This window comes from Caproicibacterium lactatifermentans (genome assembly GCF_013315815.1).
Classification (GTDB): domain Bacteria; phylum Bacillota; class Clostridia; order Oscillospirales; family Acutalibacteraceae; genus Caproicibacterium; species Caproicibacterium lactatifermentans.
Window position 1 is genome coordinate 1248160 of sequence record NZ_CP046051.1, and the last position, 26640, is coordinate 1274799.

Sequence of the window (26640 nt, forward strand, 5' to 3'; positions counted from 1 at the left end):
CTTTGAAATGGACTTTACGATTGAGAAGATGGAACCGGCCGACTGGCCTCAGGTTTCTACCATCTATTCGGCAGGCATCAAAACCGGGATCGCAACTTTCCAAAGAGACGTTCCAAGCTGGAAGGAGTGGGATCAAAGCCATCTGAATTCCTGCCGTTTTGTTGCACGATTCAATGATGTGATTTTGGGATGGGCAGCTTTATCCCCAACCTCCAGCAGATGTGTCTATGCGGGAGTAGCCGAAGTCAGCATATACATCGATCCGGAATATAAACATCAGGGCATAGGAACTAAACTCCTGAAAAATTTAATTCAGCAGTCGGAAAAAGAAGGTTTCTGGTCTTTGCAAGCCGGAATCATCAAAGAAAATACCCACAGCCGAGAATTACATCAGAAATGCGAGTTTCGGGAGCTTGGCTTCAGAGAAAGATTAGGACAGATGTCAAATGAAAAATGGCATGACGTCGTTTTAATGGAGCGCAGAAGCAAAGCTGTTGGCTGAATCAATCTATTTCAAGTAGAAAGCAGTGGCATAAAATGGTTCTTCTTTTCATAACTTTACTGATCATCGTCGCGGTAACTCCAAGGGAAAGCAACTCCGATTATGAGGAATATTGCCGGATGGAATGCTGGAGCAGGAGATTTCCGAAATCGTCGAATTAGTCAGAAGGCGGCTTCACGAACAAAATTCGTGAAGCTCCTTTTCTTGTCAGGCATTTACCAGTTCTAAAAATATTTATAAATTCGATTTTTCGATTTAAAGATATTGAATATTGACTTTATACTGTATATTACATATCTGATTACTTTAATTTAGAGGGGAGCAATAGCAATGACATTACAAAAAGAAGTGTTGGCCACCCAAGCCGTTGATCTATTCAGAAATGGGCTCTATTGTTCGGAAGCAATTCTTCAGGTTTTTAATAAGGAGCTTGGCCTGGGATTGAATGACACTGCCATAAAAATGGCAACCGGATTTGGCGCAGGTTTAGGTGCGTCGAAATGCTGCTGCGGCTCGCTGACAGGTGCAGTGATGGTTTTAAGCGCCGTGAAAGGCAGAACAAGTACAGAAGGCAATGTAGATGAGGTGTTTTCCTTAACTCAGGAATTGCATAATGAGTTTAAAAAAAGATATAAAGCTACCTGCTGCCGTGTGCTGACGAGATCAGTAAAATGGGGAGAACCGGAGCATCATCAGCTCTGTGAGCAATATGTCAGAGGTGCTGTAGAAATATTAACTGATATTTTAGAGAGGGAAAGTAAGTCAGCACCAGTAAAAAGCAATGGGTAACTTGGAACTGAACTAAATTAAACCCAAGGCTGCAGAAACAGCTTGCCGCCTTGGGTTCTATTTTATAAAATTTTTTCTCCGACATATTGACATTCATCGATATAAGTATATAATATAGATGAATTTGAATGAAATCGATGCATGTCTATCTTAATGCAGAACTGGGAGGCGTACAGAAAATGAGATATTCCCACGCGGAATATGCCCCGGTGTTTAAGGCGCTGTCCGACGAAACGCGGCTGAAGATCGTCGAGATGCTTTCCTGCGGCGAAATGTGCGCCTGTGACATTCTGGAATCCTTCAAGATCACGCAGCCTACCCTTTCCTACCACATGAAAATCCTGACGGATTGCGGCCTTGTGAACGGCAGGCGCGAAGGAGCCTGGATGAGGTATACGATCAACGACAAAAAAGTTACTGCCATAAAAAATTTCTGGGACGGAATCACATCGGAACATCGGGATTGTATCTGTAATAATGTCGAGGAGGCAGGAAAATGCGAATCATAATCATAGGTGCAGTTGCCGCCGGAACTTCCGCAGCGGCAAAAGCAAGAAGGAACAGCGAAAGCGCCGAAATCGTCGTCTATGACAAGGACAGCTTTATTTCTTATTCCGGCTGTGGTATGCCCTATTACATCGGCGGCGAAGTCGGAAACGCAGATGAACTCACCCCACGCGATCCCGCGTTTTTCAAAAGCAAATACAATGTGGATATTTTAACCCGCCATGAAGTTCTCTCGATTGACCCCGATCGAAAGGTTCTGAAAGTCAAAAACCTTACGACCGGAGAGGTGTTTCCCGATTCGTATGACAAGCTGGTGATCGCAACCGGCGCGCAGGCGTTTGTTCCGCCGATCAAGGGCGTGGACGGACGGCACGTCTTTACCTTGCGCAATATCAACGACATGAACCGCATCAAGGCTTATATCGACGGAAACAGCCCGAAGCGTGCGGCGATCATCGGGACGGGCTTCATCGGACTGGAAGTCTGTGAAAATCTGAAAAAGCTCGGCTTGGAAGTGATTCTGCTGGAAAAGCTGCCGCAAGTAACACCGGGGCTCGACAGCGACATGGCGGTCTATGTGCAGGACTATATCGAAAAGAACGGCGTCCCTGTCCTGACAGGCGTTTCTATTACGGAGATCACGGAAAGCGGTGTCATCCTATCGGATGGCAAAGAGATTCCTGCGGATCTGGTTCTGATCTCCGCCGGGGTCCGCCCCAACACGGCATTGGCCAAAGCGGCGGAGATTGAGCTTGGCGTTTCCGGTGCGATCCGTGTGAACACAAAGATGCAAACCAGCCAGCCGGACATCTATGCCTGCGGCGACTGTATCGAGCAGTTTCATGCGGTGACGGGGAAACCAGTTTACCGGCCGCTGGGTTCTACGGCCAACAAGACCGGCAGAATCGCAGGTGACAGCATGACGGGCGGTGATCTGGAATTCAGAGGCATCCTCGGTACCGGAATCTTCAAAATATTTGATATGACGGTAGCGCAGACCGGCCTTTCCGAACATGAGGCGCTTGCTTTGGGTTATCAAGTCCAGGTTTGCCACAACATCAAGCCCAACAGGCCGGAATACATGGGCGGCCGGGAAATGGTCATCAAGGGAATCGCCGACCGCGTGAGCGGCAGGCTCCTGGGTGCGCAGATTGTCGGATATGAGGGCGTGGACAAGAGAATCGACGTGTTTGTGACAGCGATTACCTTCAAGGCGAAGGCGGAAGACCTTTTCCATCTCGATCTGGCCTATGCCCCGCCGTTTTCCACCACAAAGGATTCGGTGATGTACACCGGCATGATCCTGGACAACGCCATTCACAGAGGCAGATCGCTGATCACGGCGCAGGAGCTCGATACCCTGATGCAGTCTGGGAAACCCTATACGTTGATCGACGCCAGAGCTGCCGCGCAATATGAACAGGGACATATCGAAACCGCGAAAAGTGTCCCCCATGCCCAAGTAAGAGCCACGGCTGAGGCGCTGGATCGGGACGTTATCACGGTTACCTACTGCAATAAGGGCGTGACCGGAAACGCGGCGCAGAACATCCTGATCAACGACGGATTTCAAAAAGTATATAACCTCTCGGGAGGATATAAGCATTACTGCAAAATACATTCAGAGAAATAAATCGGTTATTTTGTTCTTGTAACAAATGGTCAACGAGAACATATAATATGCGTATATGAGCATTCAATAATATAATCGCCGGTTACAGAAACCATCGTAGGTACGCAAAGAAGGTGAAATGAATGGTTGAAATTTTTAGGGCCCTGTCGGAAGAAAACAGACTCAGAATCCTATCCCTTCTTTTGGAATGTGAAATGTGCGTCTGTGAGATCGAAGCGGTGCTAAACCTGTCGCAGTCGAACGCGTCCAGACATCTCACGGCGTTGAAACAGTGCGGCATTCTCGACAGCTTTAAAAAAGCGCAATGGACTTATTATCGGATCAATGACCAATTTAAGCAGGAAAATGCTAAACTTTTGGGCTATCTCCAGGACGGCTTAAAAGAACTTCCGACCTATCAGGCCGATCAGGAGGCATATAAAAAGTATGATAGTCAAAATCTATGTGATTGTATCACTCCACAACAAGGGCTTAAAAAACTGTGAGTCCAAATATTTACGCTAATTTGGGGGCAATGATTGATGAGTGATGAAAAAACACAAGGCATTGGTTTCTTTGAGAAATATCTGACGGTTTGGGTGCTTCTCTGTATGGCGGCGGGCATTCTGATCAGTAAATTTCTGCCGGTAATTCCTGCATTTCTGGAAAAACTTCAGTACGCGCAACAGAATATTCCGATCGCGATTCTGATCTGGATCATGATTTATCCCATGATGCTGAAGATCAATTTCCAATCCATCAAAAACGTGGGAAAGCATCCCCTCGGTATCCTCATATCGAGCGGGAGCAGTTGGGCGATCAAACCATTCCTGATGCTGGGGCTGGCGACTCTCTTTCTTAAAATCGTATTCAGCGCCTTTATCCCCGCCGCCCTGGCGCAAAATTTTGTTACAGGCGCGGTCCTGTTGGGGACGGCTCCCTGCACTGCGATGGTGTTTGTCTGGAGCAATCTCGCCAAAGGCGACCCGGCGCACACCCTTGTACAGGTTTCGGTCAATGATCTGCTGATTCTTGTTCTGTTTGTCCCACTGGTTTCTTTCCTGCTCGGCGTAAACAACGTTCAGATCCCCTGGAATACCCTTGTTTTCTCAGTCGTGCTTTTCGTCGTGGTCCCCTTGGTCGGCGGCGCTGTTACACGAGTTACAATGATCAAAAAAATGGGAGAAACGGCTTTCAATGAAAAATTCGTTTCCAAGTTTGACAATGTAACGACGCTGGGCCTGCTGCTGACTTTAATCATCATTTTTTCATTCCAAGGCAACATTCTCTTGGAAAAACCGCTTTATGTTCTGATGATTGCCGTACCGCTGATCCTCCAGAATCTTATCTCCTCTACGTTTACCTATTTGCTGTGCAAATGGACAAAACAGCCGCACAATATAGCGGCGCCGGCATCCCTGATTGCCGCTTCCGACTTCTTTGAACTTTCAGTCGCGGTAGCAATCTCGCTGTTCGGCCCAAACTCGCCAGTCGTGCTGGCTTGCACCGTCGGCGTCCTTACGGAAGTCCCTGTGATGCTGATGCTTGTCAGAATCATTACGAAAACCAAAGACTGGTATTACAAAGGCTGGCATTCTAAACCTGCCGTTCACAACTAATTTTATTTTAGGAGATGTTTGATATGAAAAAAATGCAAATCTTTGAACCCGCTATGTGCTGCTCAACCGGCCTTTGCGGAGTTGGGGTCGACCCCGAACTGCTCAGGGTTTCCACCGTGCTGAACACGCTCAAGAAAAACGGGATCAATGTTGAACGGTTCAATTTGTCCAACGCTCCGCAGCAGTTTGTAAACGATAAGGCAGTCAACCACTTTATCAACACAAAGGGCGTTGATGGGCTGCCCGTCACTGTTTTGGATGGAGAAATCGTGATTGCAGGCCGGTATCCGACCAATGAAGAGTTTGCCAACCTGCTCGGCGTTCCGGAAACTCTGTTCGGCGGAAAGCCGAAGACTGTCAAGGTCACTCCGAGAAGGTCGGGCGGATGCGGTTGCTCGGGAGGAAAGTGCTGCTGATTTGGTTCATACTTTCTGCTGAGAAAGAGATTTGGCACTTCTAACAAGATGATAGGAGCATATCTTCCCAAATTAATGTTGTGAATTTTTCACAAGGGACGAGAATGCTCCTTCTTTTTATCGAAAATTGGAGGTTATCATCATGGAGAATTTTAATCCACAATCGATCAGATTGACAAAATATCTATTTTACACGGGAAAAGGTGGAGTTGGAAAAACATCGACGGCGTGTGCTACGGCCGTTACCCTTGCGGATAGCGGAAAAAAGGTCCTTTTAATCAGCACGGACCCCGCCTCAAATTTGCAGGATGTTTTTCATACCGAACTTACGAACAAGGGTGTGGTGATTCGGGGGGTGCCCAATCTGATCGTTTGCAACCTCGACCCTGTCCAGGCGGCGGCGGAATACAGAGAAAGTGTCATCGGTCCTTATCGCGGCAAGCTGCCCGATGTTGTAATCAGAAATATGGAGGAACAGCTCTCCGGTTCGTGTACGGTGGAGATTGCCGCGTTCAACGAGTTTTCAAAGTTCATCACGGACGAAACGATGCAGAAAGAATATGACCATATCCTGTTCGATACCGCCCCGACAGGGCATACCCTCCGGATGTTGCAACTGCCGTCTGCGTGGAGTAATTTCATCAGCGAAAACACACACGGGGCTTCCTGTTTAGGTCAGCTTTCGGGATTGGAAAGTAAAAAAGCAGTTTACAAAAAAGCCGTTGAAACACTGTCCGATGGAAAGCTGACGACGCTGATTCTTGTTTCACGTCCGGAAGAAGCGCCTTTGAAAGAAGCGGAACGGGCATCCAGAGAACTGGCGGAGATCGGAATCAAAAATCAGGCACTGGTGATCAACGGTGTGCTGACTTCCTATGATGACAGCGTTTCCGAAAGCCTGTATCGGAAACAGCAGGATGCGCTTCATGACATCCCGCAAGGCTTGAAAAAACTGGCCGCATACCGGATTCCGCTCCGGGCTTATAACATCACCGGAATTGACAATGTCAGGGCTTTTCTGACCCGGGACCGGTATCAGGCCTGCAGTCAGACCCGCAGCGAAAAAATCAAGGCCAAAACGATTCCATGCCTTCAGGATGTCATCAACGACCTGTACTGCGCCGATAAAAAAGTCATCTTCACCATGGGAAAGGGCGGCGTCGGGAAAACCACCGTTGCGGCCGCAATCGCCCTGGGCCTTTCAAAAAGAGGCAGGAAGGTCCATCTGGCCACCACGGATCCGGCAGGGCATCTGGAATCCGTGATCGACGAATCCAGCGGCATCACCATGAGCCGTATCGACGAGCGCGCCGAACTGAAAAAATATCAGGACGAAGTGCTTTCCAAAGCGAGAAAGACCCTGTCCGCTGATGATGTCGCCTATATTCAGGAGGATCTGCGTTCCCCCTGCACGCAGGAAATCGCGGTTTTCCGGGCCTTTGCCGAGATTGTGGAAAAAGCGGAAGACCGGACTGTGGTGATTGACACCGCTCCGACAGGACATACCCTTTTGCTGCTGGATTCCACACAAAGCTACAATCAGGAGATCAAACGCTCCCAAGGCGAAATCCCCGAATCCGCAAAAAAACTTCTGCCCCGCCTCCGCGACCCTAACGAAACCGAGGTCGTCATCGTAACTTTGGCCGAGGATACACCTGTCTATGAAGCACTGCGCCTTGAGGAAGATTTAAGGCGCGCCGGCATAGAAGCGAAATGGTGGGTCATCAACTCTTCCTTTTACCGGACCGGTACAACAAACCGTGTCCTTTCCGCGAAGGTAAACAACGAAATTGAATGGATCAACAAGGTTTCGGGCCATTCAAAAGGAAATTTTGCTGTTATTGGCTGGAAAGCAAATGAGATAAAAGGTGACGAGTTGCTGAAGCTGTAAATACTGGTAAGCCGCTTTATAATCTTGGTAAAAAATGTTTTTACGCAGGGCCCTATTTCGACAAGAGTTGAAACAGGCTACCTGCGTTTCTATCGACATTCCCCTTCATCCCTTTTCTAAATGATCTGGTATATCTTATCACCGAAAAAAGAAGAGGAACAGTAAAAGATGAACTGGACCCTTTTAGCGTCCGAGGGACGCGCAGCCGCACAATTTATTGTGCATTTAAAGGGGATTGGGGGCGCTGCCACCAACAAGCAATTTCCCGGTTTTCGCGGAAGCGAAAAATTGGGGAATGGGCATCGTGGGTCCCACGATGCATTGCTTGCCGGTCATCTCCCACCCCTTGTAAGTCCACACATGTGCTTATCATATGGAAAACGGCTGGTTTGTGTTGGTTGCCAAAAATCCGAAGAAATGCAAACCGAAAAAAGTTAAAAACAAAATAGTCAAACCAAGGGCAAACCCATTTAACGATGAGGACGCAAAGCCATAGGGTCTAAAGTGCGTAAAAGTGCGCTATGACAGCCTGGCTGCCGGAAGTCACACTTGAAAGCTTGCCCTTTTACGGGCAGGCTTTCATCGTTTTTATAGCTTCTGACGGATAATTTGAACATAGATCATTCATGGCTCTGCTATGTCCCTTGGTGAAAGGGGAATCCATGAGTATTCTTTACTTCTTCCTTTTCCGGAGGTTGAAATAAAGACGGCGAATCCCGTACACACTCGCCTCCATTAACTGAATATATTCAAAAATCAGCACTTTGCCGTCCCGGGCAAAGTGCTGATTTTTTATTTTCGACAACAAAAGCCCCGCCTCGACCGCTAAAGAACAGTTTCGATTTTAAGCTCTTTTCTTTTTGTAGAAGCGTGTCGAATCGACATTGCCGATCCCCTCCGCTTGTTCTTCATTTCCGAATTTCAACAATCACGAAATGGAGGACAAGCTTATGGCAAAGTATCGGAGAAAAACAAATTACCGGGATAAATATTCCGATGTAAGCAAAGAAATTATCGGGGTTCTGGAGAAAAGCGACCGCCTGATGGAATACCAGCAGTACGACATCAAAGTCGAACGGTGCAGGATTGATTATGGCAGTGGGACCGTTACATACATTCCAAGCCGGGAGGACTCCTACGAGCGGCTTCTGGAGGAAAACAGACAGTTTGTCACCGAGATTGAAAGTGTTGAGGATGCCGCGATCAAGACGGTGCTGATCGGGAAAATGCTGGCCTGCCTCAAACATCTCGCCCCGGAAGAACAGGAGTTGATCACGGCTCTCTTTTTTATGGATAAGAGCGAGCGCCAGCTATCCAGAGAAACCGGGATCGCGCAGCGGACAATTCACGATAGAAAGGCAAAAGTCCTGGCGAAATTAAAAAAACTTATGGAAAAGTGAAAACTTTTCCGCTCAACCCCCTCGCTCAACGTGGAAATAAGTGAGGGGGTTTTACTCTTCCCTCATTGCTCTTTGAAAATTTCATATCCGGCAGCATAAATACATGATCTGTCCGGCCGTGATGAGCGGCAGCGACATTGACGGGTGCGCCAAGACTACCTGCGGATGGGTGACAGACATCCGTCAAACCGATGGCATCGAAGGCGACGAGCGGCAAAGCCCGGTTATAAAGCAGCCCGTGGTGGGTTGTTTCGCAATGAAACGGACAGTGCCAACGCTACTTCCGTCCAGCCACAGCCCCGCTTGAAAGCGGGATCACGCAATGGGGGCGGCTCGGTGAGAACCACGGAGAGGTGAAATCCCTATGGTGTTTGCTTAACCGGCAAACCATTTATGTTGCCGCCCTCGCTTCGGGAAACAGTGCCGAATAGAAGCACTAAATTGAAATGAAGAACAAGCAAATCGTTTGACCTTAGAAACTACACGGCAGGACAATTGCGTCCTGCCGCGCCCTTGTGAGGTCAAACCACATTATTTAGGAACAGGAGGTTTTTATTATAATGGGACTGAAAAAAAGAGCGTGGCTGTACTGCCGCATTGACGCGCCGGAGGATGCCCACGGCATGTTGAAAGGTCAGAAAAAAGAGCTCTATGACTATGCGGATCAGCTGGGATTCATCATTGTTGGCTGTTCCGAGGATTTGGGAAGCGGCCTGAAATATAATCGCCCCGGCCTGATTGCAGTCGAACGTGCCGCTGAACAAGACAGGATGGATGTCTTATTAGTAAAACAACTAAGCCACCTCGGGAGAGATTCGGCACAAACGCTGGATTTTCTCCGGAAGCTGGAGCAGTCGGGCATAAAGCTCTATTCACCGCTGGAAGGAGAAATCAGATTGTTCAGAGATATCAATGCAATCCATGAGCTCACCATGGGCATGGAATAGGAGGCTTCACTATGAAGGCAAAGCAGCCGGATAGAAGGGCTGAGACTATAAGAATCCAAGTAAATGGACTACCTGTCACATTGCTTTTTTCTGCGGAGCCGAACAAAGAAGCGGCTGATTTCATAAAAAAGGCTTTGATAAATGCTTATGTAGTTAGGACAGCATAAACGCAAAGCACAATTTAAAGGCGGTTTTTTCTAATGTCAATATGCGAAAAATCAGCTATTTGTATAGCTTTTTCCTGCTTTGTGTGAGATAATGGCGTTGGCAAAAAGCCAACTGCTCCTTGACAATTGAATAAAATCAAGTGTCCGGTCTCTCACACAAAACACCAACGATATGAGAGGACGGATACAAAATGGCTGAAAGAGTTTATTGTTTATACAGAGTATCTACCGCAAAGCAGGTAGACCATGATGAACAGAATCAGGCCGACATTCCCATGCAGCGCAAAGCCTGCCATGAATTTGCAGACCGCATGGGCTGGACCATTGTTCATGAAGAACAGGAAGACGGTGTTTCCGGCTATAAAGTCAGTGCCGCTCAGCGTGACAAAATCCAGCTCATAAGAGAACATGCAGAGCAAGGCAAATTTGATATCCTTCTGGTTTTTATGTTCGACAGGCTCGGCAGGAAAGCCGATGAAACTCCCTTTGTAGTGGAATGGTTTGTAAAAAAGGGTGTCAGAGTATGGAGCGTCAATGAAGGAGAGCAGCGGTTTGAGTCCCACACCGACCGCTTGACAAACTATATCCGCTTTTGGCAGGCTGACGGCGAAAGTCAGAAAACCTCCATCAGAACCAGAACTGCTCTTGGACAGATGGTTCAGGAGGGACGCTTCCGCGGCGGCACTGCTCCATATGGTTATTGTCTCGAGAAAAGCGGCATCATCAACAAGCGCAAGCATGAAGTCTACAAATTGGTCATTGACGAGGAAGAAGCCGAAGTAGTACGCATGATGTTTAATTTATGCGTATCGGCAGGTTACGGACGCTGGCGGCTTGCCATGTTCCTGAACGATAAGGGAATCAAGACTCGCAAGGGAACCAATTGGCATGACGCATCGGTAGGCGCGATTCTGCACAACGTGATATACAAGGGCGTCCTCCGGAGCGGCACCACTTTCTCAGAGCCGTTCGAGAAACTTCAAATCGTTGATCCCTCTACTTTTGATTTAGCGCAAAGGCTTATGACTGAGCGGGTAAATGAGAAGAAAAACGAAAGAACGGTTCCGCTAAACACCGCAGGTCAATCGCTTCTGTCCGGAAATGTATTCTGTGGACATTGCGGCGGGCGCCTGGTCCTAACCACCAACGGCAAAGTAGTCAGGCTTGCAAACGGTGAAAAAAAGGGTGTCAAGCGCATTCGTTATATCTGCTATAACAAAACGAGGCGCCGTCTTGACTGCGATGGACAAACAGGCTATACTATGCACATCCTTGACGATGCGGTGGTTCAGATCCTGCATCAGATTTTTGACCGCATGAATTCGGCTTCCGACATCATGATTCTTGGAAGCACGGAGGATCGCCGGATGGCGGAATTACGAGCCGAGGTTAAACGGGCTAAGGCCGAGAACAGCAAGGCTACCACCGAGTACGAATCCATGAAAGCTGAAATGGTAAAGGTTGTTCTTGGCACGAGCGATATGCCCAAAGATGTATTGTCAGAGGTTGTAAATGAGTGCCGCGATAAGGTGATTGCCACCAGTGAACGGTTGACTTCATTAACAGCTGAGTTGGAACGCGGCAATGCAAGGGTAACTGAAATGAAATCTGAGCTTTCCCGCATCCGCACATGGTCGGAAATTTTCGATGGCAGCGATATGGAAGTCAAGAAGATGATCGCGAACTACATCATCAAGAGAGTCAACGTATTCAAAGGCTATAAACTGGACATCGAGCTGAACCTGAATGTGCAGCAATTTCTGAATGGTCTTGACAGCATCAGCGGCGATGAAGAACCGCACCCTGCGGTGGCGTCGTAAATTACTGCAGCTTCAATAAACTCTCTGCAGCTGAGTAAATATCCACATATGCGGGTTGGGTTTTGTGGTGGTGCACACCCGATACTTCGGGAGAGCGCCACACTGGCAGTGTGGAGGTCAGCGGTTCGATCCCGCTATGCTCCACCAAAAAGGTTGCCGCAGGAGAATCCATTCGTGGGTTTTAATGCGGCTTTTTTATTGTTATTAACACAAAACAGAGCAGAACCTAACGGCACAAAATGCCGGAAAGTCCTGCTCCGTTTTGATTTACAGTACCAGCTGGTCTTTTATCTGTACATACAGCTTATCACCAATGCCTTTGACTTGTTTCAGCTCTTCCACAGAATGGAATCCACCATGTTCCTTCCGATATTGAATAATCCGGCCGGCAAGTGCGTTACCAACGCCTTTCAAATTTTTCAGCTGCGCCGCTGTTGCGGTATTAAGGTGGATTTTGCTGTAACTTCCACTTGCTGCAGATGAAATGGCAGAATCCGTCGCAATAACTGCCGCCGGGTCACTGATGGGCGGCTCATAAAAAACTGTATATCCTATACACAGAGCCAGCAGCACCGCCGCAATACCAATAAGAATGCGAATATGCACTTTCTCTTCATCCACAGCCATCCACCTCGTTTGTCTATCCTTGCCGGCAGAAATTACGGACGCAGTCTTTTTAGAAAATCCGTAAAGTAAGTCGGCAGCGGGCTGGTAAACTCCATATACTTTCCTGTACGGGGATGTACAAATCCAATGACTCTGGCATGCAGGCACTGGCCTTGTAGTCCCGCAACTGCTTTTTTAGGCCCATACACCGGGTCCCCAGCGACGGGATGACCAATGTATGCCATGTGTACACGAATTTGGTGTGTACGGCCAGTTTCCAGCTTTAAACGAACATGGGTAAAGCCGCGGTACCGCGCTAGTACCCGATAATGCGTTACCGCCTGACGGCCGTCTGGTACAACGGCCATTTTCTTGCGGTCTGCCGGGCTGCGGCCAATGGGTGCATCCACTGTATCGCTGTCCTGATTAAGTACACCATGAACAACGGCTTCATAAATGCGTGTAAAGCTGTGCACCTTAATTTGTTCTGCCAGTCCCTTGTGTGCCTCATCATTCTTGGCGACAATCAGCAGGCCACTGGTATCTTTGTCGATACGGTGGACAATTCCAGGGCGAATGACACCGTTGATACCGGATAAAGTGTCCCCACAGTATGCCAGCAGTGCATTGACCAAAGTTCCTGTATAATGGCCCGGCGCCGGATGCACCACCATACCTTTCGGCTTATTGACTACCAGCAGGTCATTATCCTCGTACACAATATGCAGTGGAATTGCTTCCGGCTTTACGTCCAGCACCTGCGGGTCCGGAATAACCGCCTGCACTTCCTCCCCGGCAGCGACACGGAAACTCTTGCTGAGTGTTTTTCCGTTACTGGTCACACAACCCTGCCCAATATACTTTTCTGCAAGGGAGCGAGTCACTCCTATTCCCTGCTGGCTGAGATATTTATCCAACCGCAGGCCAGCTTCTTCTTCTTTTACTGTAAAATGATAATATTCAGGCATGATTTTCCTCGGTCTTTGGCTCGTGACTTGGCAGGAACAAACTGATAATCAGCAGAGCTACCCCAACCACGACACAGATATCCGCAAAGTTGAAAATAAACGGGAAAAAGTGGAAATGAATGTAGTCCACCACATATCCCCGCAACAGACGGTCCAAAATGTTGCCGACGCCGCCGCCCAGAATCAGCGTGCAGACCGTCATAAATAATTTGGTACGCTCCTGATAGCGGAACATAGCTACGACAATAAAAACGCAAATAATGCCTGTAATAAGTGCAATCGCCCATTGCCGGTTCTGCAGAATACCGAAAGCCGCACCTCGGTTTTCAAGATACTGCAGAGAAAGGAAATGCGGTATCAAAGTGATGATGCCGACAGGCATCAGATTGCGGACAACCAGCAGCTTTAAAATTTGGTCAACCGCGACCGCTGCCGCTGCAAGCAGTAAAGCGATAAATGGCATAATTGTTTCCCCCTATCATACAAAAAGCGGAGCGGTTTTATCTGCCGCCCCGTTCTTTATTGTTCATTTTATGCAAGTACGTGTGCGCAGCGCTCACAAATGTCTGGATGTGCGGGGTCCTTGCCGACTGTATCACTGTACATCCAGCAGCGGGCACATTTTTCGCCCTCTGCATGGGTGACGGTAACCGAAAAGTCCGGCAAAGCAACATCTGTAAAGGTGCCTGTGTCACCGTTTGTAACCTCTACTGCTGAAACAATCAGCACACTGACCAGTTCCTGCTGTACGCTCTTCAGGAAGTCGTACAGGCCACCGGTGCAGAACAGCTGTACTTTCGCGTCCAGAGAAGAACCAATGGTCTTCTGTTTCCGAGCCTGCTCCAATGCCTTCTTCACGTCGTCCCGAACTGCATGGATACGGTCCCAGCGTGCCAGGAAAGCCTCATCTGTCTGAACGCCCGTCTTATCCGGGAATTCATTCAGCATAACCGAAGCAGTGTCTTCTTTGCTGCTGTGACGCATAGCCTTCCAGATTTCCTCACTGGTATAAGCAAGAATTGGTGAGACCAAACGTGTTAAGCCACTGAGAATGGTATACATTACTGTCTGTGCCGCACGGCGTGTCTGGCTGTCTGTTTTTTCTGTATACAGACGGTCCTTGGCAACATCCAAATAGAAGTTACTCATATCGACAACACAGAAGTTGTGGATTGCATGGTAGGCGTTGTGGAACTCCAGGGAATCGTATCCTTCACGTACATTATCAATCAGGTTGTCAAAGCAGTGCAGTGCCCAGCGGTCAATCTCTTCCGATTTATCCTGTGACACGGCATCTTTATCCGGGTCAAAGTCATGCAGGTTTCCCAACATAAAGCGTGCCGTGTTGCGAATCTTGCGGTAGGCATCAGACAGCTGCTTTAGGATTGCTTTGGAAATACGAATATCTGCATGATAATCGGAGGACGCAACCCATAGGCGCAGAATGTCGGCGCCGTATTTGTCGATAATTTCCTGAGGACGAATGCCATTACCCATGGATTTGCTCATTTTGCGGCCTTCGCCATCAACCACCCAGCCATGTGTGCAAACGGCTTTATACGGTGCCTGACCGCGCCATGCGGTACTGGTCAGCAGGCTGGACTGGAACCATCCACGGTACTGGTCAGCACCTTCCAAATACAGGTCTGCCGGCCAATGCAGTTCTGGACGCTTATCCGCCACTGCCGCGTGAGAAACGCCAGAGTCAAACCATACATCCATAATGTCGTGCTCTTTGGTAAACTCTGTGCAGCCGCACTTTTTACACTTTGTGCCCGCCGGAAGAATGTCTTTCGGGTCAGTTGTATACCACGAGTCACTGCCCTCTTTTGCAAACAGGGCAGAAACATTTGCCATGGCTTCCTTGCTCATCAGCGGTTCACCGCAGTCTTTGCAGTAGAAAATCGGAATCGGAACACCCCAGCGGCGCTGACGGGAAATGCACCAGTCGTTGCGTTCGCGGACCATGGAAGTGATGCGATCACGGCCCCATGCGGGAATCCATTTTACCTGATTGATTTCCTTGACAGCCTGCTCCTTAATGGCATCGACGGAGCAGAACCACTGCTCCGTTGCGCGGAACAGAATCGGCTTCTTGCAGCGCCAGCAGTGCGGATACTGATGGATAATTTTCTTCCGCGCAAACATAGCGCCGATTTCCACCAAATAATCAGCGATTGCCTTATTTGCCTGCTGTGTTGTCAAACCGGCAAAGCGCTCGCCGGCTTCCTCAGTCATACGGCCGTTCGCATCGACCGGAACTAGAATCGGCAGCTGCGGGTAATGGTCGTGACAGACATTATAGTCGTCAACGCCGTGGCCCGGCGCAGTATGAACGCAGCCGGTGCCGCTGTCCAGTGTAACATGGTCGCCGATAATGACCAGAGATTCACGGTCAAGGAACGGGTGCTGTGCTTTCATGTACTCGCAGTCCTTGCCCTTAAAGGTAGCAATGACCGAGTAATCTGTCTTGCCCGCTTCCTTCATAACCTGCTCATACAGGGTGCTGGCCATAACGTAGTACTCATCGCCGCAGTGAATCAGGGAATAATCGAACTCCGGACCAAGGCAGATCGCCTCATTGGCAGGAATGGTCCATGTTGTGGTAGTCCAAATGACAAAGTAGGTATGCGCAAGGTCTGCCCCTTTTGCCGTAAACATTCCCTTATCGTCTGTTACATGGAATTTTACATAGATGGAATCACAGGGGTCTTCCTGATACTCAATTTCCGCTTCTGCTAAAGCGGTTTTGCAGTCAGAGCACCAGTACACTGGCTTCAAGCCCTTATAAATCAGGCCCTTTTCGCACATATTGGAGAATATTTCAATCTGTTTGGCTTCATAGTCATGTGTCAACGTAACATAAGGGTGATCCCAATCGCCCAGACCGCCAAGACGCTTGAATTCATTGCGCTGGTCGTCAATGTAGGACAGGGCAAAGTCACGGCAAATTTTGCGCAGCTCAACGTCAGAAATGGTATCGCTGTTTTTTACGCCGGCTTTTTTGCGGGCTTTCAGTTCCGTAGGCAGTCCATGTGTATCCCAGCCAGGTACATAAGGTGCCTGATAACCGGACATATTCTTCGACCGAACAATAATGTCCTTCAGGGCCTTGTTAAGCGCTGTGCCAAGATGAATGTCACCGTTGGCATACGGAGGGCCATCATGCAGGACAAAGACCGGTTTCCCTTCGTTCTTTTTCATGACCTGCCCATACAGGTCCTCTTTTTCCCACGCCGCCAGCGTTTCCGGTTCCCGCTTAGGCAGGTGTGCCTGCATGGGAAAGTCCGTTTTTGGCAAGTTCAGAGTGCTTTTGTAATCCATCAGATTTTCATTCTCCTTCAACATTTACACGACACAAGCTATTACCGACTCAATGCTTTTTACTGAAAATTTCGGAAGCATCCTCATCGTCTAAATCATAGTCATCAGCAAAAGAAGATACCGATTTATCCGCTTTGTTTTCATTCTTTACCGGAGCAAACGGTTTTGCTGTTAAATAGTCCGGTTCGTCCAACTCATCGGCAAAAGTGACCGGCACAGGGCCTTTCTTTGCCGCAGGCGCCGCGGCTTCCTGCGGGTAACAAGGCTCCTCTTCCGGCTCTGCTTCCGCCGCAGCAGGTGCTTCTTGTTTCGCCGCAGGTGCTGCAGCTTCCTGTGGGTACGAGGGCTCCTTTTCCGGCTGTGGCTGTACCGCAGGAGCTGGTGCAGGCTGCGGCTGCTTCTTTTCCATATGCGGCAATGCATTGATGAGCGTCAGATGCTGCTTATAAACACGCAGAAGCTGCGAACGGAAATCAGATACAGCCTGCTTCATCGCCTGCAGCTTTTCCTGTTCACCTTCAATTTCCTGGGAAGCTTCAGTTACAATGCCTTTTGCTTTGCGGTTGGCATCCGCAACAATGCTGTCAGCCTGCTGGCGCGCTTCTCGCAAAGCTGCATCCCGCATTTTCTGTGCACTGAGCAGCGCTTCCTTAATTTCATCTTCCTCAGCACAATATTTTTGAATCTGCTCCTGCATTGATTTCATTTTTTCCTGCATTTGGCGCATTTCATTTTTTTTGTGCTCCAACTCATCGTGCTGCTGAGCGGTCTTTTGAATCAATGCAGTATAGGAAGACTCCACTTCGTCCAGAAAGTCATCTACTTCCTCGCGCATATAGCCCCCGCGCAGACTGGCTTTTTGGAATCTTTTATTTTTAATATCATTTAAAGACAGCATCTGTTAACCCTCCATCAAATAAATTTTCTGCCCTGCAGCCGCAACCGGCCCTTGTGGGTTGGCTGTGAAAAAGTGTCAATACGATATCTGCCGCGGCCACGGATAGAGAGCAAATCGCCCTCTTTTACAGAAACATCTGCGTCAGTTGCCAACAGATGGTTGACCTGTACGCATTCTTTTTTCAGCAGTTCCTGTGCCTTTGCTCGGCTAAGCCCCGTACAGGCAGCCGCAACACAGTCAAGCCTAGGTGAAGAAATGACTGTTGAAAAAGGACGATACCGATGCGCAGGCGGCAGAGGTTCCTGCGCATCCGGAGAAAGATGAACACCCACTCTGCCGACCTTTGTCATTTGTGTTAAAAGAAAATCCATTATTTCACTGCGGCAGAAAAAGACGCAACGTCCCTCCTGCAGTAAAACATCCCCCAACACCTCACGGCTGACACCAGCACCCGTCAGAGCACCCAGAAAGTCCCGATGTGACAGCTGGTCGCAGGGACGAAACGCAGCTGTTACCGCGTGTATTGGAAATGACACAGTGTTAGGTTCTTCCCATGCTGGAAACGCACCAAAACAGACGCGCTCTGCCTGCGTATATCCGCCCCAAAGCAGATAACGTGTAAAGCGTGCCTGTTTCGCTGTCTGCCGTACCAGTACAGCCTGACGCTCATCTAGAAAACCGATAAAATGTGCGTCGCGTCCGCTTTGGGCAGAATAGATAGCATCTTTCACTTTGGCCTGCAGTACAGCATCCTGACTATCTGTACGCATCAATAGTATGTAGCATTGTCACCGTTGTCGGAATCTTCTACGTTGTCCTCACCCATCAGGTCAACATTGTAAGGAGTGATGATGAACGTGTTGGTTGCAACGCGCTTAATTTTTCCGCCGTTGGCATAGGCAACGCCGCTGAGAAAATCGATAATGCGGCGGGCAATATCCTTCTGCGTTTCTTCAAGGTTCAGAACGACAGTATTGGTATGAATCAGTTCGTCCGCAACAGCACAGGTTTCTTCCCCAAAATGCTGTGGCTTGAAGATGACGACCTGCAGCTGACGAGAATTGTTGATATTGACCACTTTTCCGTCAGAATTGGAACGGGCATACGCTGTTTGTGTACGTTCACGCCGGGAAACAGAAGGAGAAGACTGCTGCTCCGCACGCGGTGCCTGATGTGGGCGTGGAGCAGGCTCTTCCTGCTGCTCTTCCTCGTAATCGTAATCATCATATTCTTCTTCGGGCGGATTCCAAAGGTCCTTAAATTTCTGCATCAGTCCTGGCATATGAAAGTTGCCCCCTAAATTTTTTTCTGTTTTACGCGCTTATTTTTTGGAGTAATCCCTGGGTCCAAACAGAGCGGAACCGACACGCACCATATTGGCACCTGCTGCAATCGCCAGCTCATAATCGGCGGACATTCCCATTGATAAACGTTGCATACTGACATTATCTAATTTTTTCGAGCCTATGTCAATAAAATATTGATACATTTGGGTAAAATACGCAAAAGTTTCTTCCTTTTCAGCCCCTGCCGGCGGAATTGCCATTAAACCGCGCACCTGAATGTTCGGCATTTGTGATACTTCACCCAACAGCTGTTCCAAATTCTCCGGCAGGACACCGGACTTGTTTTCTTCCCTGCCGATGTTTACCTCCAGCAGAATATTGGTCGTAATGCCAGCACGCTGGGACAGGCGGGAAACCTCCGCGGCCAATTTACGGCTGTCAATGCTTTGTATCAAACTGACTTTACCAATCAGATATTTCACTTTGTTTGTCTGCAAATGGCCAATAAACTGAACGTCTGCAAGGTCCTTGCGGTATCCTTCATATTTGTCCATTAGTTCCTGCACGCGGTTTTCACCAATGCAGCGGATGCCCGCCTCAATCCCGTGGTTAATGATTTCCACAGGCACGGTTTTTGTGGCCGCCAGCAAAGTAATGTCCTCACGTTTGCGCCCAGCGTGTTCCGCCGCAGCAGCAATGCGCTCTTCCACCACTTTGAGGTTTTCTTCTACATCACGGAACCGACGCTGTAAATCTTCTTCACTCAATGATTTTGTTGTCACGTAAATCCTTCCCTTCAATTATGACTTCATCATACAGCTGAATTTGTTCCTTTGTGGAACTTTTGCTTGGATCCGGATTGGGGTCACAGTAACAATAAATATAGGTACCGTCGCTGTACAGCGGCGTAATCTGCTTGAATTTCATCTTGATGCCATATAAAACGTATACCCCTTCTACCGTTTTTTCCTTGGTAACGGTCTTTCCGTTTTCCTGCACCGTCTGCTGCTGCTTTTCAAAATGAACCGCTTTTTGGTTGATTTGAATGCCTTTGTAAGTATGAACTGTAATCTTCGCAGTTTCATGTCGAATATTGGCAAGGGCGCTGTTCATGGTGTTACATTGTAAAATAACGGCTGCCGGTGAAGCCTTCGTTTTTTGGTTCACACGCAGGACCGTCGCATTTACTTCCGAGGAACTGGCAAAGGGAAATGTAATGGTAACAGAAGTATCCGGCTGAAATTTAGAGGCATTGGATGCGCTGACAACACAGGCAAAGTACCAGTTAAACTGAGAACAGACTTTTCCAACAACATCTTTGGGAACAGCTTTTGGCTTCACGGAATCCGAAAGATTTTCTGGAAGCAGTTCCTTTGCATTCTGGTAAGGGAACACCGATTCGTATCCGTCCGTTTTGCTGGAAAAATAGCCGGAAGCATTGGCCGTTACTTTTCCAAGTGATGTACCGCTGCTGCTGGCAGGAAGCGCGGCAATCTGCTTTTGCAGTGCACTGATACGGGCAGAGAAGTTGGTGATTTGGCCGCTGGAAAGCTGCTTTTCATTCATTAAGTTTAAAAGTTGCTGACGGGAATCTGTAATATCCGCGTCGCCGTCGTTGGCATCTTTGATAACCCGCAGCAGCTGGTCACTCAGTAAAGAATCCACATTGTCCGCGTTCGCTCCTACATAAGAGCCCTGGCTGGCCAGCGACTGCAGTGCTGTCATTTCATTGGTCATTCTTTCCTTTTTCTGCAGGACCCCGGCATCTGCAACACTGCTGTAGGCACGGGCTACTGTACCGCCTTTGTCCACCTTTCCACCGTCCGGAATATCGTACTGCAAAACACCACTGGTGTGACTGGTGACCAGCGACTCCTGCCGAATCGCATATCCGCTGACGGTAATAGAATCCGCCACGGTTTTATACAAAGCCGTTTCTGTTTTCTGATGTGAAAAACTTGCCTGAAAAATCTGATACCCGACAAACAGAAGGATAACAGCCGCCGCAGCCAGCGACAAAATTCGTTTAACCAGTAGCTTGTTCATAGGCTGCTTCCTTTCAGAAAATTCTTGATGATTGTCTGGGCCGCCTGGGAAAGGTCCTCAAAAGTTTCGTAGTCATCTACCCACAGCCAGCGGGCGTCCTTTTCTCTGCGAAACCAAGTCATCTGGCGCTTAGCGTAGCGGCGTGTTTCACGCTTGAGAGAGGCCACTGCCTCTTGCAGGGAACATTCCCCCCGCATATACGGCAGCAGTTCTTTATAGCCGATTGCCTGCCGTGCAGTCGCGCAGTCAGTCTGTAATACTTCTCTTGCCTCCCGCAGTAGGCCCTGCTGCATCATATGGCCTACACGCTCATTAATGCGCTGATACAGCTTTTCCCTGTCACGGAAGCCCAGGCAAAGGAAGCAAGAGCGATATGGAATCTCCTGCCTGGAGGCATCTGCATTCTCCGCCTGTGTTTTTCCGGTTGTGCGGTACATTTCCAGCGCACGAATCACACGCTTGATATCATGCGGATGTATCTTTTCTGCCGCACCCGGGTCTTCCTTCATAAGCTCCGCATGCAGGGCCTGCGGGCCTTCCGTTTCCGCCTGCTGTTCCAGCTGACTGCGAATCGACGCATCAGCATTCTGCTGTGTATAGGAAATCCCCTGCAGAAGACTGCGGATATAAAGCCCCGTACCGCCTGTCAGTACCGGCAAATGACCGGCATTATGGATGTTCTTAATTTCTTCAGATGCAAGGCGCACATAATCCGCCACACTGAACGGTTCCTGTGGAGACTGAAAATCAATCATATGGTGCGGTATGCCGTTCATCTCTTCCGCGGTTGGTTTAGCGGTTGCAATCTGCATACCGTGATAAATCTGCATGGAATCTGCTGAAACGACCTCGCCGTGAAAGACTTTGCACAGGGAAACCGCCAGGCGTGTCTTTCCGGAAGCAGTAGGACCAGCAACCACTGCCAAAGGAATTTTATTCATCTGAACCTCCCCTGTTCCTGTTTCAAATGTAAAATACGGACAATTTATGTTTTATCTTAGACGTGCTGACACTAAAAAATAAATGATGGTCAAATTCTGCCAAACTGGTGCTCCAAATCTTTGCGCCGCAAAACAATGGAGACGGGACGGCCGTGCGGACAGTAACGAACATCTTCTTTTTCCAGCCGCCGAACAAGTTCCAGCAGTTCCTCCGGTGTACTCTCATCTCCGGCTTTCACTGCCGCACGGCAGGCAATGTTGTGGTACAGCCAGTCCAGTTTTTCGGTTAAAATGCTGGTCCTGTTTTCAGCCAGATATCCAGCCATTTCTTCCACTGCAGATGAAATGTTTTCCTGCAGCATAACTGGCGCGCTGCGTACCAACACGGTTCCCGGCCCAAAGTCCTCTATGTCAAATCCGGCCCTTGCCAAAAGCTCGGTATGCTCCAATACCGCTGTATACTCTTCTTTAGAAAGTGTTACCGTAATGGGTGACAGCAGCATTTGCTGCGGCAAGTCACCAGTTTGTGCCTTCAGCTGTTCATACAGCATTCGCTCATGAGCCGCATGCTTATCCACAATGCGGATTTCGTCGTCCCCCTGCTGTACTAGAATATAAGTGCCGAAAGCTTCACCAATCAGCTTCTGCGGTTTCTCCTCTGCATCCCCCGATGTCTGCGGTGCAAGGTCCGACTCCACCGCGGTCGGTTCGTTTGCAGGCGGAACAGCCGCTGTTGTTTGGATGGGCGGCGGGACAGCTACTTTATCAGCGGGCACCGCAGGAATATCAGCAAATGTAACACTGTCATGCACTGCCGGCATCTGGTGTCGCTGCGGCTGCAGGTGCATCTGCTGACCTGTAACAGGTGTAGGGAAAATTACCTGTGTTGGTTTCTGTGGCTGCGGCTGAAGCTTAAGAATACTGGGAGTGTCCTCTTTTTGCAGAGCTGTCTTGACACCATGATAAACGGCCTCAAAGACCGGACGTTCATTCATAAAGCGAATTTCCATTTTGCTGGGGTGCACGTTAACATCTACCGCTGAAAAGGCCAACTGGATATGAAGAACACAGGCAGGAAACCGCCCCACCATCAGACTGCCTTTAAAGGCTTCCTCCATAGCGACCATTGCGGTTCGGGAACGAACATACCGGCCATTAAAAAAGAAATTCTGCATACTGCGGTTCGGCCGAGAAGCCACTGGCTTGCTGATATAGCCCCATACCTTCACGCCGTTTAATTCATAGCGGACCGGCAGCAGACCCTGTGTGAATTCACGGCTGTACACCGCGAAGATTGCATTCTTCAGCTTATTGTCACCGGGCGTATGCAGCGTCTCTTTTCCGTCCCGCAGGAAGCGAAAAGCAATTTCGGGGTGCGCCAGCGCTTCATGGTCGACCACACCGGACACTGCATTGCCCTCGGTTACGTCTTTTTTTAGGAATTTCATACGAGCCGGCGTATTATAAAAGAGGTCACGGACGACAAAAGTCGTTCCCTGTGCGCAGCCGGCGTCCTCACAGCCTTCCTCATCGCCGCCGGAAATCAAGTATCGCGTTCCGGCAAGGTCATTGGCTGTGCGCGTCAGCAGCTCCACATGGGAAACCGCCGCAATCGATGCCAGCGCTTCTCCCCGGAAACCCAGCGTGTGGATACCGGCAAGGTCCTCTTTTCCCTGTACTTTGCTTGTTGCATGGCGCAGAAATGCCAGCGGAACATCTTCCCTTACCATGCCGCAGCCGTTATCCGTGACACGCAGGAACGGAATGCCGCCGTGCTTAATTTCCACTGTAACAGCGGTTGCTCCCGCATCTACTGTATTTTCCACCAGTTCCTTTGCCACGGAAGCGGGGCGCTCAACTACCTCTCCGGCCGCGATGAGTTCGGCAACATGTTTTTCAAGGACATGGATTTTAGGCATTTTGTTCATTTCCTTCCACAGTCAATCCTCCGGTGCACTCCATTTCCGCTCTGTGCAGAAAATCGGCCGCAAAGTCCAGCCGATAAGAAAGTTCCTGCCGAGAAACCAGAAAGTGCATCAGCGACAAATAACAGCTTCGTTTTTGCTGTGACGCCCGCCAAGCAACTGACGGGTACGCACAGCGCCGGCGCAACCATAAACCGCATGGTCCGCGGTATTATCATGGAACATACCTGCCAGATAAAGAAGCGGGTCCCGCGCTTTAGATAAGCTTCACCGCAGGAAAGTCTTCTTTTGTCATGGACCGTATGGTAAGCGGCATATCATTTTTCTCCCTTTACAAGCTTAGAAAGCTCAAACAGCTGATTCATGCACTCGATTGGCGTCAGCGTATTGACATCCATGCTACGCAGACGTTCCAGTGCTTCTTTTTCACCGGGTGGTGTTAAAGTAAGCTGCATGGATTCCTCTGCAAGCTGCGGCTTTGCCTTGCGCACAGATTTTTTATCCGCGGGTGCGTTCCGATTCAGTTCCGCTAAAATCCGTTTTGCACGCTGAATGACTTTGTTCGGGACACCGGCAAGCTTTGCTACTTCAATGCCATAGCTTTCATCTGCACCGCCGCGCACAATCCGTCGCAGGAACGTAATGTCATCACCGTGTTTTTTACAGGCAATATTGTAATTCTTCACACCGTCCAGCAAATTTTCCAGTGCGGTCAGTTCGTGATAATGTGTGGCAAACAGTGTTTTCGCGCCCAGCGTTTTTTTGTCGGCCACATATTCGACCACTGCACGGGCAATGCTCATGCCGTCATATGTAGAAGTTCCTCGGCCAATTTCGTCCAGAATAATCAGGCTGTCCGGCGTTGCATTTTTTAGGATATCTGCAACCTCTGCCATTTCCAGCATGAAGGTAGACTGTCCTGCCGCAAGGTCATCGGAAGCACCCACCCGTGTGAAGATAGCGTCCGTAATACCTACCCTGGCAGAGGCTGCCGGAACAAAGCAGCCAATCTGTGCCATAATCGTAATTAAGGCAGCCTGCCGCATATAAGTGGATTTGCCCGCCATGTTGGGGCCGGTAATAATGGCCACCCGATTCTGGTCCTTGTCCAGCGTCACATCATTTGGAACAAAAGGCGCTTCCAGAAGGGCCTCCACCACCGGATGCCGGCTGTCCTTCAGCTCCAGCTTTCCACTCATATCCACAATGGGGCGGGTATACTGATGGCCCACACTGACCTGTGCAAAGGAAAGCAGGACATCCAGCTGTGCTACTGCTACTGCTGTACGCTGTACCCGGTCCATCTCACCGGCTATCTGCTTACGCACCTGTTCAAACAGCTGATGCTCCAGCTGCACGCTTTTGTCGTGTGCGCCGAGAATGCGCCCTTCCAGCTGTTTAAGTTCCGGTGTAATGTAACGCTCACAGTTTGTTAAAGTCTGCTTGCGGATATACGTTTCCGGTACCTTCTCCTTAAAGGCATTGGGTACTTCAATGTAATACCCAAAGACACGGTTGTACCCCACTTTCAACTTGGAGATACCGGTTTTTTCCCGTTCACGCGTTTCTATCTGTGCCAGCACACCGCGGCCACTGCTCATGTCCCCTTTCAGCAGGTCCAGTTCCTCGCTGAAACCGGAACGGATAATACCGCCTTCCCGCAGGGAAAACGGCGGTTCCTCCACGATTGCGCGGTCCACTAAATCCGCAATATCGTCAAGCGGGTCCATATCCTCCAAGATTTTGCACAGCAGCTGGGACTGCACGTTTTTCAGTGCGGTACGCAGCGGTGGCAGGCGGCGGGCTGTACCCTCCAGTGCACGCAGTTCCCGGCCATTTGCACTGCCGTAAACAACACGGGACATCACCCGCTCCAAATCATGTACGCCGGAAAGCTGTTCGGCGATAGTGTCACGCAGGACAGAATCCTCCGTCAACTCTTCGACAGCGTTTAAACGGCGGCTAATAGCGGCGGGGCTTAACAGCGGCTGCAAAATCCAGCTGCGAATCAGGCGCTTGCCCATCGGCGTATGTGTTTTGTCCAGCACCCACAAAAGGGAACCGCGCTTTTCCCCGCTGCGCATGGTTTCCGTCAGTTCCAAATTGCGGCGCGTGTTTAGGTCCAGCCGCATATATTGTGCGCCGCTGTACATTTGTATGGCGGCAATCCGCTCCACTCCCGTGCGTTCCGTCTGTTTTAAATAGGCAAACAGCGCGCCCAGCGCAGAAGTAAGCTCCGGCTTATCGTCCAGCTGCAGCTGTTCCAATGAATCCTTCTGGAACTGCTGCAGGACCTTCTTTTCTGCCTCTGACTGTTCAAAGTCCGCCTCGTCCAGCAGTTCCACACTGGCACAAAGGCGGTCGTGAATAAACTTCGGCAGCTTTTTAAAGTCCAGCACTGCCTGATTCACAAGGATCTCACTAGGTGAATAACGGGACAGTTCATTCTGCAGCTGTTCCTCCAGATTTTTATGCAAGGAAGTTGCGTACAGTTCCCCGGTAGAAATGTCTGCAAAACAGACGCCCGCGGTTTCCCCGCGGACGCAGACCGAACTGATATAGTTGTTGCGGGATTCGTCGAGCATACTGCTTTCCAGCACTGTGCCGGGTGTAACCACGCGGATGATGTCCCGTTTAACCAGTCCCTTTGCCAGTGCCGGGTCCTCCATCTGCTCACAGATAGCGACTTTGTAGCCTTTGGCAACCAGACGGGCCAAATACGTTTCATAGCTGTGGAAAGGCACGCCGCACATAGGGGCACGTTCTTCCTGCCCACAGTCACGTCCAGTTAAGGTAAGGTCCAATTCACGGGAAACCAGCTTGGCATCGTCGTAGAACATCTCGTAAAAATCACCCAGGCGGAAAAACAAAATCGTATCCGGGTACTTCTTTTTCATTTCAAAATACTGTTTCATCATGGGTGAAAGACTTGCCATGAACCGGTTTCCTCCTTACATTTTCAAAACAGACAGACAG

The 26640-nt window shown here is 49.4% G+C and carries 24 protein-coding genes and 1 riboswitch; of the genes, 12 read left to right on the top strand and 12 right to left on the bottom strand.

The genetic code is table 11. The features are described from left to right. Nucleotides 1-7: 7 nt before the first annotated feature. The 12 genes from GJQ69_RS06095 (at nucleotide 8) to GJQ69_RS06150 (ending at nucleotide 11670) form a co-directional block, all read left to right on the top strand. Nucleotides 8-502 carry a GNAT family N-acetyltransferase gene (locus GJQ69_RS06095; RefSeq protein ID WP_066648717.1) on the top strand — a complete coding sequence of 165 codons (495 nt, stop codon included), beginning with the start codon at nucleotides 8-10 and terminating at the stop codon, nucleotides 500-502. Between the two features lie 330 nt (nucleotides 503-832). Next, nucleotides 833-1291 (top strand): C-GCAxxG-C-C family protein, encoded by a 459-nt coding sequence (locus GJQ69_RS06100; RefSeq protein WP_086035588.1) that lies wholly within the window; start codon nucleotides 833-835, stop codon nucleotides 1289-1291. A gap of 179 nt (nucleotides 1292-1470) precedes the next feature. Continuing rightward, nucleotides 1471-1800, top strand: a complete 330-nt coding sequence (locus GJQ69_RS06105; protein WP_086035587.1) for an ArsR/SmtB family transcription factor — start codon at nucleotides 1471-1473, stop codon at nucleotides 1798-1800. Next, nucleotides 1788-3431, top strand: a complete 1644-nt coding sequence (locus GJQ69_RS06110) for an FAD-dependent oxidoreductase (RefSeq protein ID WP_086035586.1) — start codon at nucleotides 1788-1790, stop codon at nucleotides 3429-3431. Before GJQ69_RS06105 ends, GJQ69_RS06110 begins: the two co-directional genes overlap by 13 nt. Before the next feature lie 122 nt (nucleotides 3432-3553). Then, nucleotides 3554-3916 carry a metalloregulator ArsR/SmtB family transcription factor gene (locus tag GJQ69_RS06115; protein ID WP_174193267.1) on the top strand — a complete coding sequence of 121 codons (363 nt, stop codon included), beginning with the start codon at nucleotides 3554-3556 and terminating at the stop codon, nucleotides 3914-3916. Nucleotides 3917-3952: 36 nt separating this feature from the next. Further along, complete coding sequence (arsB, locus tag GJQ69_RS06120) at nucleotides 3953-5029, top strand: ACR3 family arsenite efflux transporter (protein WP_086035584.1); 1077 nt, start codon at nucleotides 3953-3955, stop codon at nucleotides 5027-5029. 23 nt (nucleotides 5030-5052) lie between these two features. Next, nucleotides 5053-5445, top strand: a complete 393-nt coding sequence (gene arsD / locus GJQ69_RS06125) for an arsenite efflux transporter metallochaperone ArsD (protein ID WP_086035583.1) — start codon at nucleotides 5053-5055, stop codon at nucleotides 5443-5445. 142 nt (nucleotides 5446-5587) lie between these two features. Next, nucleotides 5588-7336 (top strand): arsenical pump-driving ATPase, encoded by a 1749-nt coding sequence (arsA, locus tag GJQ69_RS06130; protein WP_086035582.1) that lies wholly within the window; start codon nucleotides 5588-5590, stop codon nucleotides 7334-7336. A gap of 449 nt (nucleotides 7337-7785) precedes the next feature. After that, a riboswitch (cyclic di-GMP riboswitch) is annotated at nucleotides 7786-7877 on the top strand. A gap of 409 nt (nucleotides 7878-8286) precedes the next feature. Further along, nucleotides 8287-8736 (top strand): sigma-70 RNA polymerase sigma factor region 4 domain-containing protein, encoded by a 450-nt coding sequence (locus GJQ69_RS06135; RefSeq protein WP_086035580.1) that lies wholly within the window; start codon nucleotides 8287-8289, stop codon nucleotides 8734-8736. Between the two features lie 560 nt (nucleotides 8737-9296). Beyond that, nucleotides 9297-9683, top strand: a complete 387-nt coding sequence (locus tag GJQ69_RS06140; protein WP_086035579.1) for a recombinase family protein — start codon at nucleotides 9297-9299, stop codon at nucleotides 9681-9683. Nucleotides 9684-9694: 11 nt separating this feature from the next. After that, the gene (locus GJQ69_RS06145; protein ID WP_157658920.1) at nucleotides 9695-9850 is read left to right on the top strand and encodes a hypothetical protein; all 156 of its coding nucleotides are present in this window, start codon (nucleotides 9695-9697) and stop codon (nucleotides 9848-9850) included. Between the two features lie 191 nt (nucleotides 9851-10041). Next, a complete protein-coding gene (locus GJQ69_RS06150; RefSeq protein WP_086035578.1) occupies nucleotides 10042-11670 on the top strand; it encodes a recombinase family protein in 1629 nt (542 codons plus the stop codon). A gap of 267 nt (nucleotides 11671-11937) precedes the next feature. Here GJQ69_RS06150 and GJQ69_RS06155 read toward each other — a convergent pair whose 3' ends face one another. The 12 genes from GJQ69_RS06155 to mutS form a co-directional block, all read right to left on the bottom strand. After that, nucleotides 11938-12291 carry a ComEA family DNA-binding protein gene (locus GJQ69_RS06155; protein WP_157658919.1) on the bottom strand — a complete coding sequence of 118 codons (354 nt, stop codon included), beginning with the start codon at nucleotides 12289-12291 and terminating at the stop codon, nucleotides 11938-11940. A gap of 38 nt (nucleotides 12292-12329) precedes the next feature. Continuing rightward, on the bottom strand, nucleotides 12330-13244 hold the full coding sequence (locus GJQ69_RS06160) for an RluA family pseudouridine synthase (protein ID WP_086035576.1): 915 nt from the start codon (nucleotides 13242-13244) through the stop codon (nucleotides 12330-12332). Beyond that, nucleotides 13237-13707 (bottom strand): signal peptidase II, encoded by a 471-nt coding sequence (gene lspA / locus GJQ69_RS06165; RefSeq protein ID WP_086035575.1) that lies wholly within the window; start codon nucleotides 13705-13707, stop codon nucleotides 13237-13239. The genes GJQ69_RS06160 and lspA overlap by 8 nt, the downstream gene beginning before the upstream one ends. A 68-nt stretch (nucleotides 13708-13775) precedes the next feature. After that, complete coding sequence (gene ileS / locus GJQ69_RS06170; protein ID WP_086035574.1) at nucleotides 13776-16568, bottom strand: isoleucine--tRNA ligase; 2793 nt, start codon at nucleotides 16566-16568, stop codon at nucleotides 13776-13778. 49 nt (nucleotides 16569-16617) lie between these two features. Further along, on the bottom strand, nucleotides 16618-17466 hold the full coding sequence (locus tag GJQ69_RS06175; RefSeq protein WP_174193269.1) for a DivIVA domain-containing protein: 849 nt from the start codon (nucleotides 17464-17466) through the stop codon (nucleotides 16618-16620). Between the two features lie 14 nt (nucleotides 17467-17480). Further along, nucleotides 17481-18236: a YlmH family RNA-binding protein gene (locus tag GJQ69_RS06180; RefSeq protein ID WP_086035572.1), complete on the bottom strand. Its 756-nt coding sequence runs from the start codon at nucleotides 18234-18236 to the stop codon at nucleotides 17481-17483. Further along, nucleotides 18236-18748 (bottom strand): cell division protein SepF, encoded by a 513-nt coding sequence (locus tag GJQ69_RS06185; RefSeq protein WP_086035571.1) that lies wholly within the window; start codon nucleotides 18746-18748, stop codon nucleotides 18236-18238. The genes GJQ69_RS06180 and GJQ69_RS06185 overlap by 1 nt, the downstream gene beginning before the upstream one ends. A 39-nt stretch (nucleotides 18749-18787) precedes the next feature. Then, on the bottom strand, nucleotides 18788-19534 hold the full coding sequence (locus tag GJQ69_RS06190; protein WP_086035570.1) for a YggS family pyridoxal phosphate-dependent enzyme: 747 nt from the start codon (nucleotides 19532-19534) through the stop codon (nucleotides 18788-18790). Then, entirely contained in the window at nucleotides 19512-20798 is a 1287-nt protein-coding gene (locus GJQ69_RS06195; RefSeq protein ID WP_086035569.1) for a biotin/lipoyl attachment domain-containing protein, read from the bottom strand. Before GJQ69_RS06195 ends, GJQ69_RS06190 begins: the two co-directional genes overlap by 23 nt. Continuing rightward, nucleotides 20795-21739: a tRNA (adenosine(37)-N6)-dimethylallyltransferase MiaA gene (gene miaA, locus GJQ69_RS06200; RefSeq protein ID WP_086035568.1), complete on the bottom strand. Its 945-nt coding sequence runs from the start codon at nucleotides 21737-21739 to the stop codon at nucleotides 20795-20797. The genes GJQ69_RS06195 and miaA overlap by 4 nt, the downstream gene beginning before the upstream one ends. 89 nt (nucleotides 21740-21828) lie before the next feature. Further along, nucleotides 21829-23658, bottom strand: a complete 1830-nt coding sequence (gene mutL, locus GJQ69_RS06205; protein WP_086035567.1) for a DNA mismatch repair endonuclease MutL — start codon at nucleotides 23656-23658, stop codon at nucleotides 21829-21831. A gap of 323 nt (nucleotides 23659-23981) precedes the next feature. Then, nucleotides 23982-26600 (bottom strand): DNA mismatch repair protein MutS, encoded by a 2619-nt coding sequence (gene mutS, locus GJQ69_RS06210; protein WP_174193271.1) that lies wholly within the window; start codon nucleotides 26598-26600, stop codon nucleotides 23982-23984. Nucleotides 26601-26640 lie beyond the last annotated feature (40 nt).

Excerpts from the sequence above, each read along its gene's own strand:
- GJQ69_RS06095 (WP_066648717.1), top strand. The coding sequence starts at position 8 with ATGGACTTTACGATTGAGAAGATGGAACCGGCCGACTGGCCTCAGGTT.
- GJQ69_RS06100 (WP_086035588.1), top strand. The coding sequence starts at position 833 with ATGACATTACAAAAAGAAGTGTTGGCCACCCAAGCCGTTGATCTATTC.
- GJQ69_RS06105 (WP_086035587.1), top strand. The coding sequence starts at position 1,471 with ATGAGATATTCCCACGCGGAATATGCCCCGGTGTTTAAGGCGCTGTCC.
- GJQ69_RS06110 (WP_086035586.1), top strand. The coding sequence starts at position 1,788 with ATGCGAATCATAATCATAGGTGCAGTTGCCGCCGGAACTTCCGCAGCG.
- GJQ69_RS06115 (WP_174193267.1), top strand. The coding sequence starts at position 3,554 with ATGGTTGAAATTTTTAGGGCCCTGTCGGAAGAAAACAGACTCAGAATC.
- arsB (WP_086035584.1), top strand. The coding sequence starts at position 3,953 with ATGAGTGATGAAAAAACACAAGGCATTGGTTTCTTTGAGAAATATCTG.
- arsD (WP_086035583.1), top strand. The coding sequence starts at position 5,053 with ATGAAAAAAATGCAAATCTTTGAACCCGCTATGTGCTGCTCAACCGGC.
- arsA (WP_086035582.1), top strand. The coding sequence starts at position 5,588 with ATGGAGAATTTTAATCCACAATCGATCAGATTGACAAAATATCTATTT.
- GJQ69_RS06135 (WP_086035580.1), top strand. The coding sequence starts at position 8,287 with ATGGCAAAGTATCGGAGAAAAACAAATTACCGGGATAAATATTCCGAT.
- GJQ69_RS06140 (WP_086035579.1), top strand. The coding sequence starts at position 9,297 with ATGGGACTGAAAAAAAGAGCGTGGCTGTACTGCCGCATTGACGCGCCG.
- GJQ69_RS06145 (WP_157658920.1), top strand. The coding sequence starts at position 9,695 with ATGAAGGCAAAGCAGCCGGATAGAAGGGCTGAGACTATAAGAATCCAA.
- GJQ69_RS06150 (WP_086035578.1), top strand. The coding sequence starts at position 10,042 with ATGGCTGAAAGAGTTTATTGTTTATACAGAGTATCTACCGCAAAGCAG.
- GJQ69_RS06160 (WP_086035576.1), bottom strand. The coding sequence starts at position 13,244 with ATGCCTGAATATTATCATTTTACAGTAAAAGAAGAAGAAGCTGGCCTG.
- lspA (WP_086035575.1), bottom strand. The coding sequence starts at position 13,707 with ATGCCATTTATCGCTTTACTGCTTGCAGCGGCAGCGGTCGCGGTTGAC.
- ileS (WP_086035574.1), bottom strand. The coding sequence starts at position 16,568 with ATGGATTACAAAAGCACTCTGAACTTGCCAAAAACGGACTTTCCCATG.
- GJQ69_RS06175 (WP_174193269.1), bottom strand. The coding sequence starts at position 17,466 with ATGCTGTCTTTAAATGATATTAAAAATAAAAGATTCCAAAAAGCCAGT.
- GJQ69_RS06180 (WP_086035572.1), bottom strand. The coding sequence starts at position 18,236 with ATGCGTACAGATAGTCAGGATGCTGTACTGCAGGCCAAAGTGAAAGAT.
- GJQ69_RS06185 (WP_086035571.1), bottom strand. The coding sequence starts at position 18,748 with ATGCCAGGACTGATGCAGAAATTTAAGGACCTTTGGAATCCGCCCGAA.
- GJQ69_RS06195 (WP_086035569.1), bottom strand. The coding sequence starts at position 20,798 with ATGAACAAGCTACTGGTTAAACGAATTTTGTCGCTGGCTGCGGCGGCT.
- miaA (WP_086035568.1), bottom strand. The coding sequence starts at position 21,739 with ATGAATAAAATTCCTTTGGCAGTGGTTGCTGGTCCTACTGCTTCCGGA.
- mutL (WP_086035567.1), bottom strand. The coding sequence starts at position 23,658 with ATGCCTAAAATCCATGTCCTTGAAAAACATGTTGCCGAACTCATCGCG.
- mutS (WP_174193271.1), bottom strand. The coding sequence starts at position 26,600 with ATGGCAAGTCTTTCACCCATGATGAAACAGTATTTTGAAATGAAAAAG.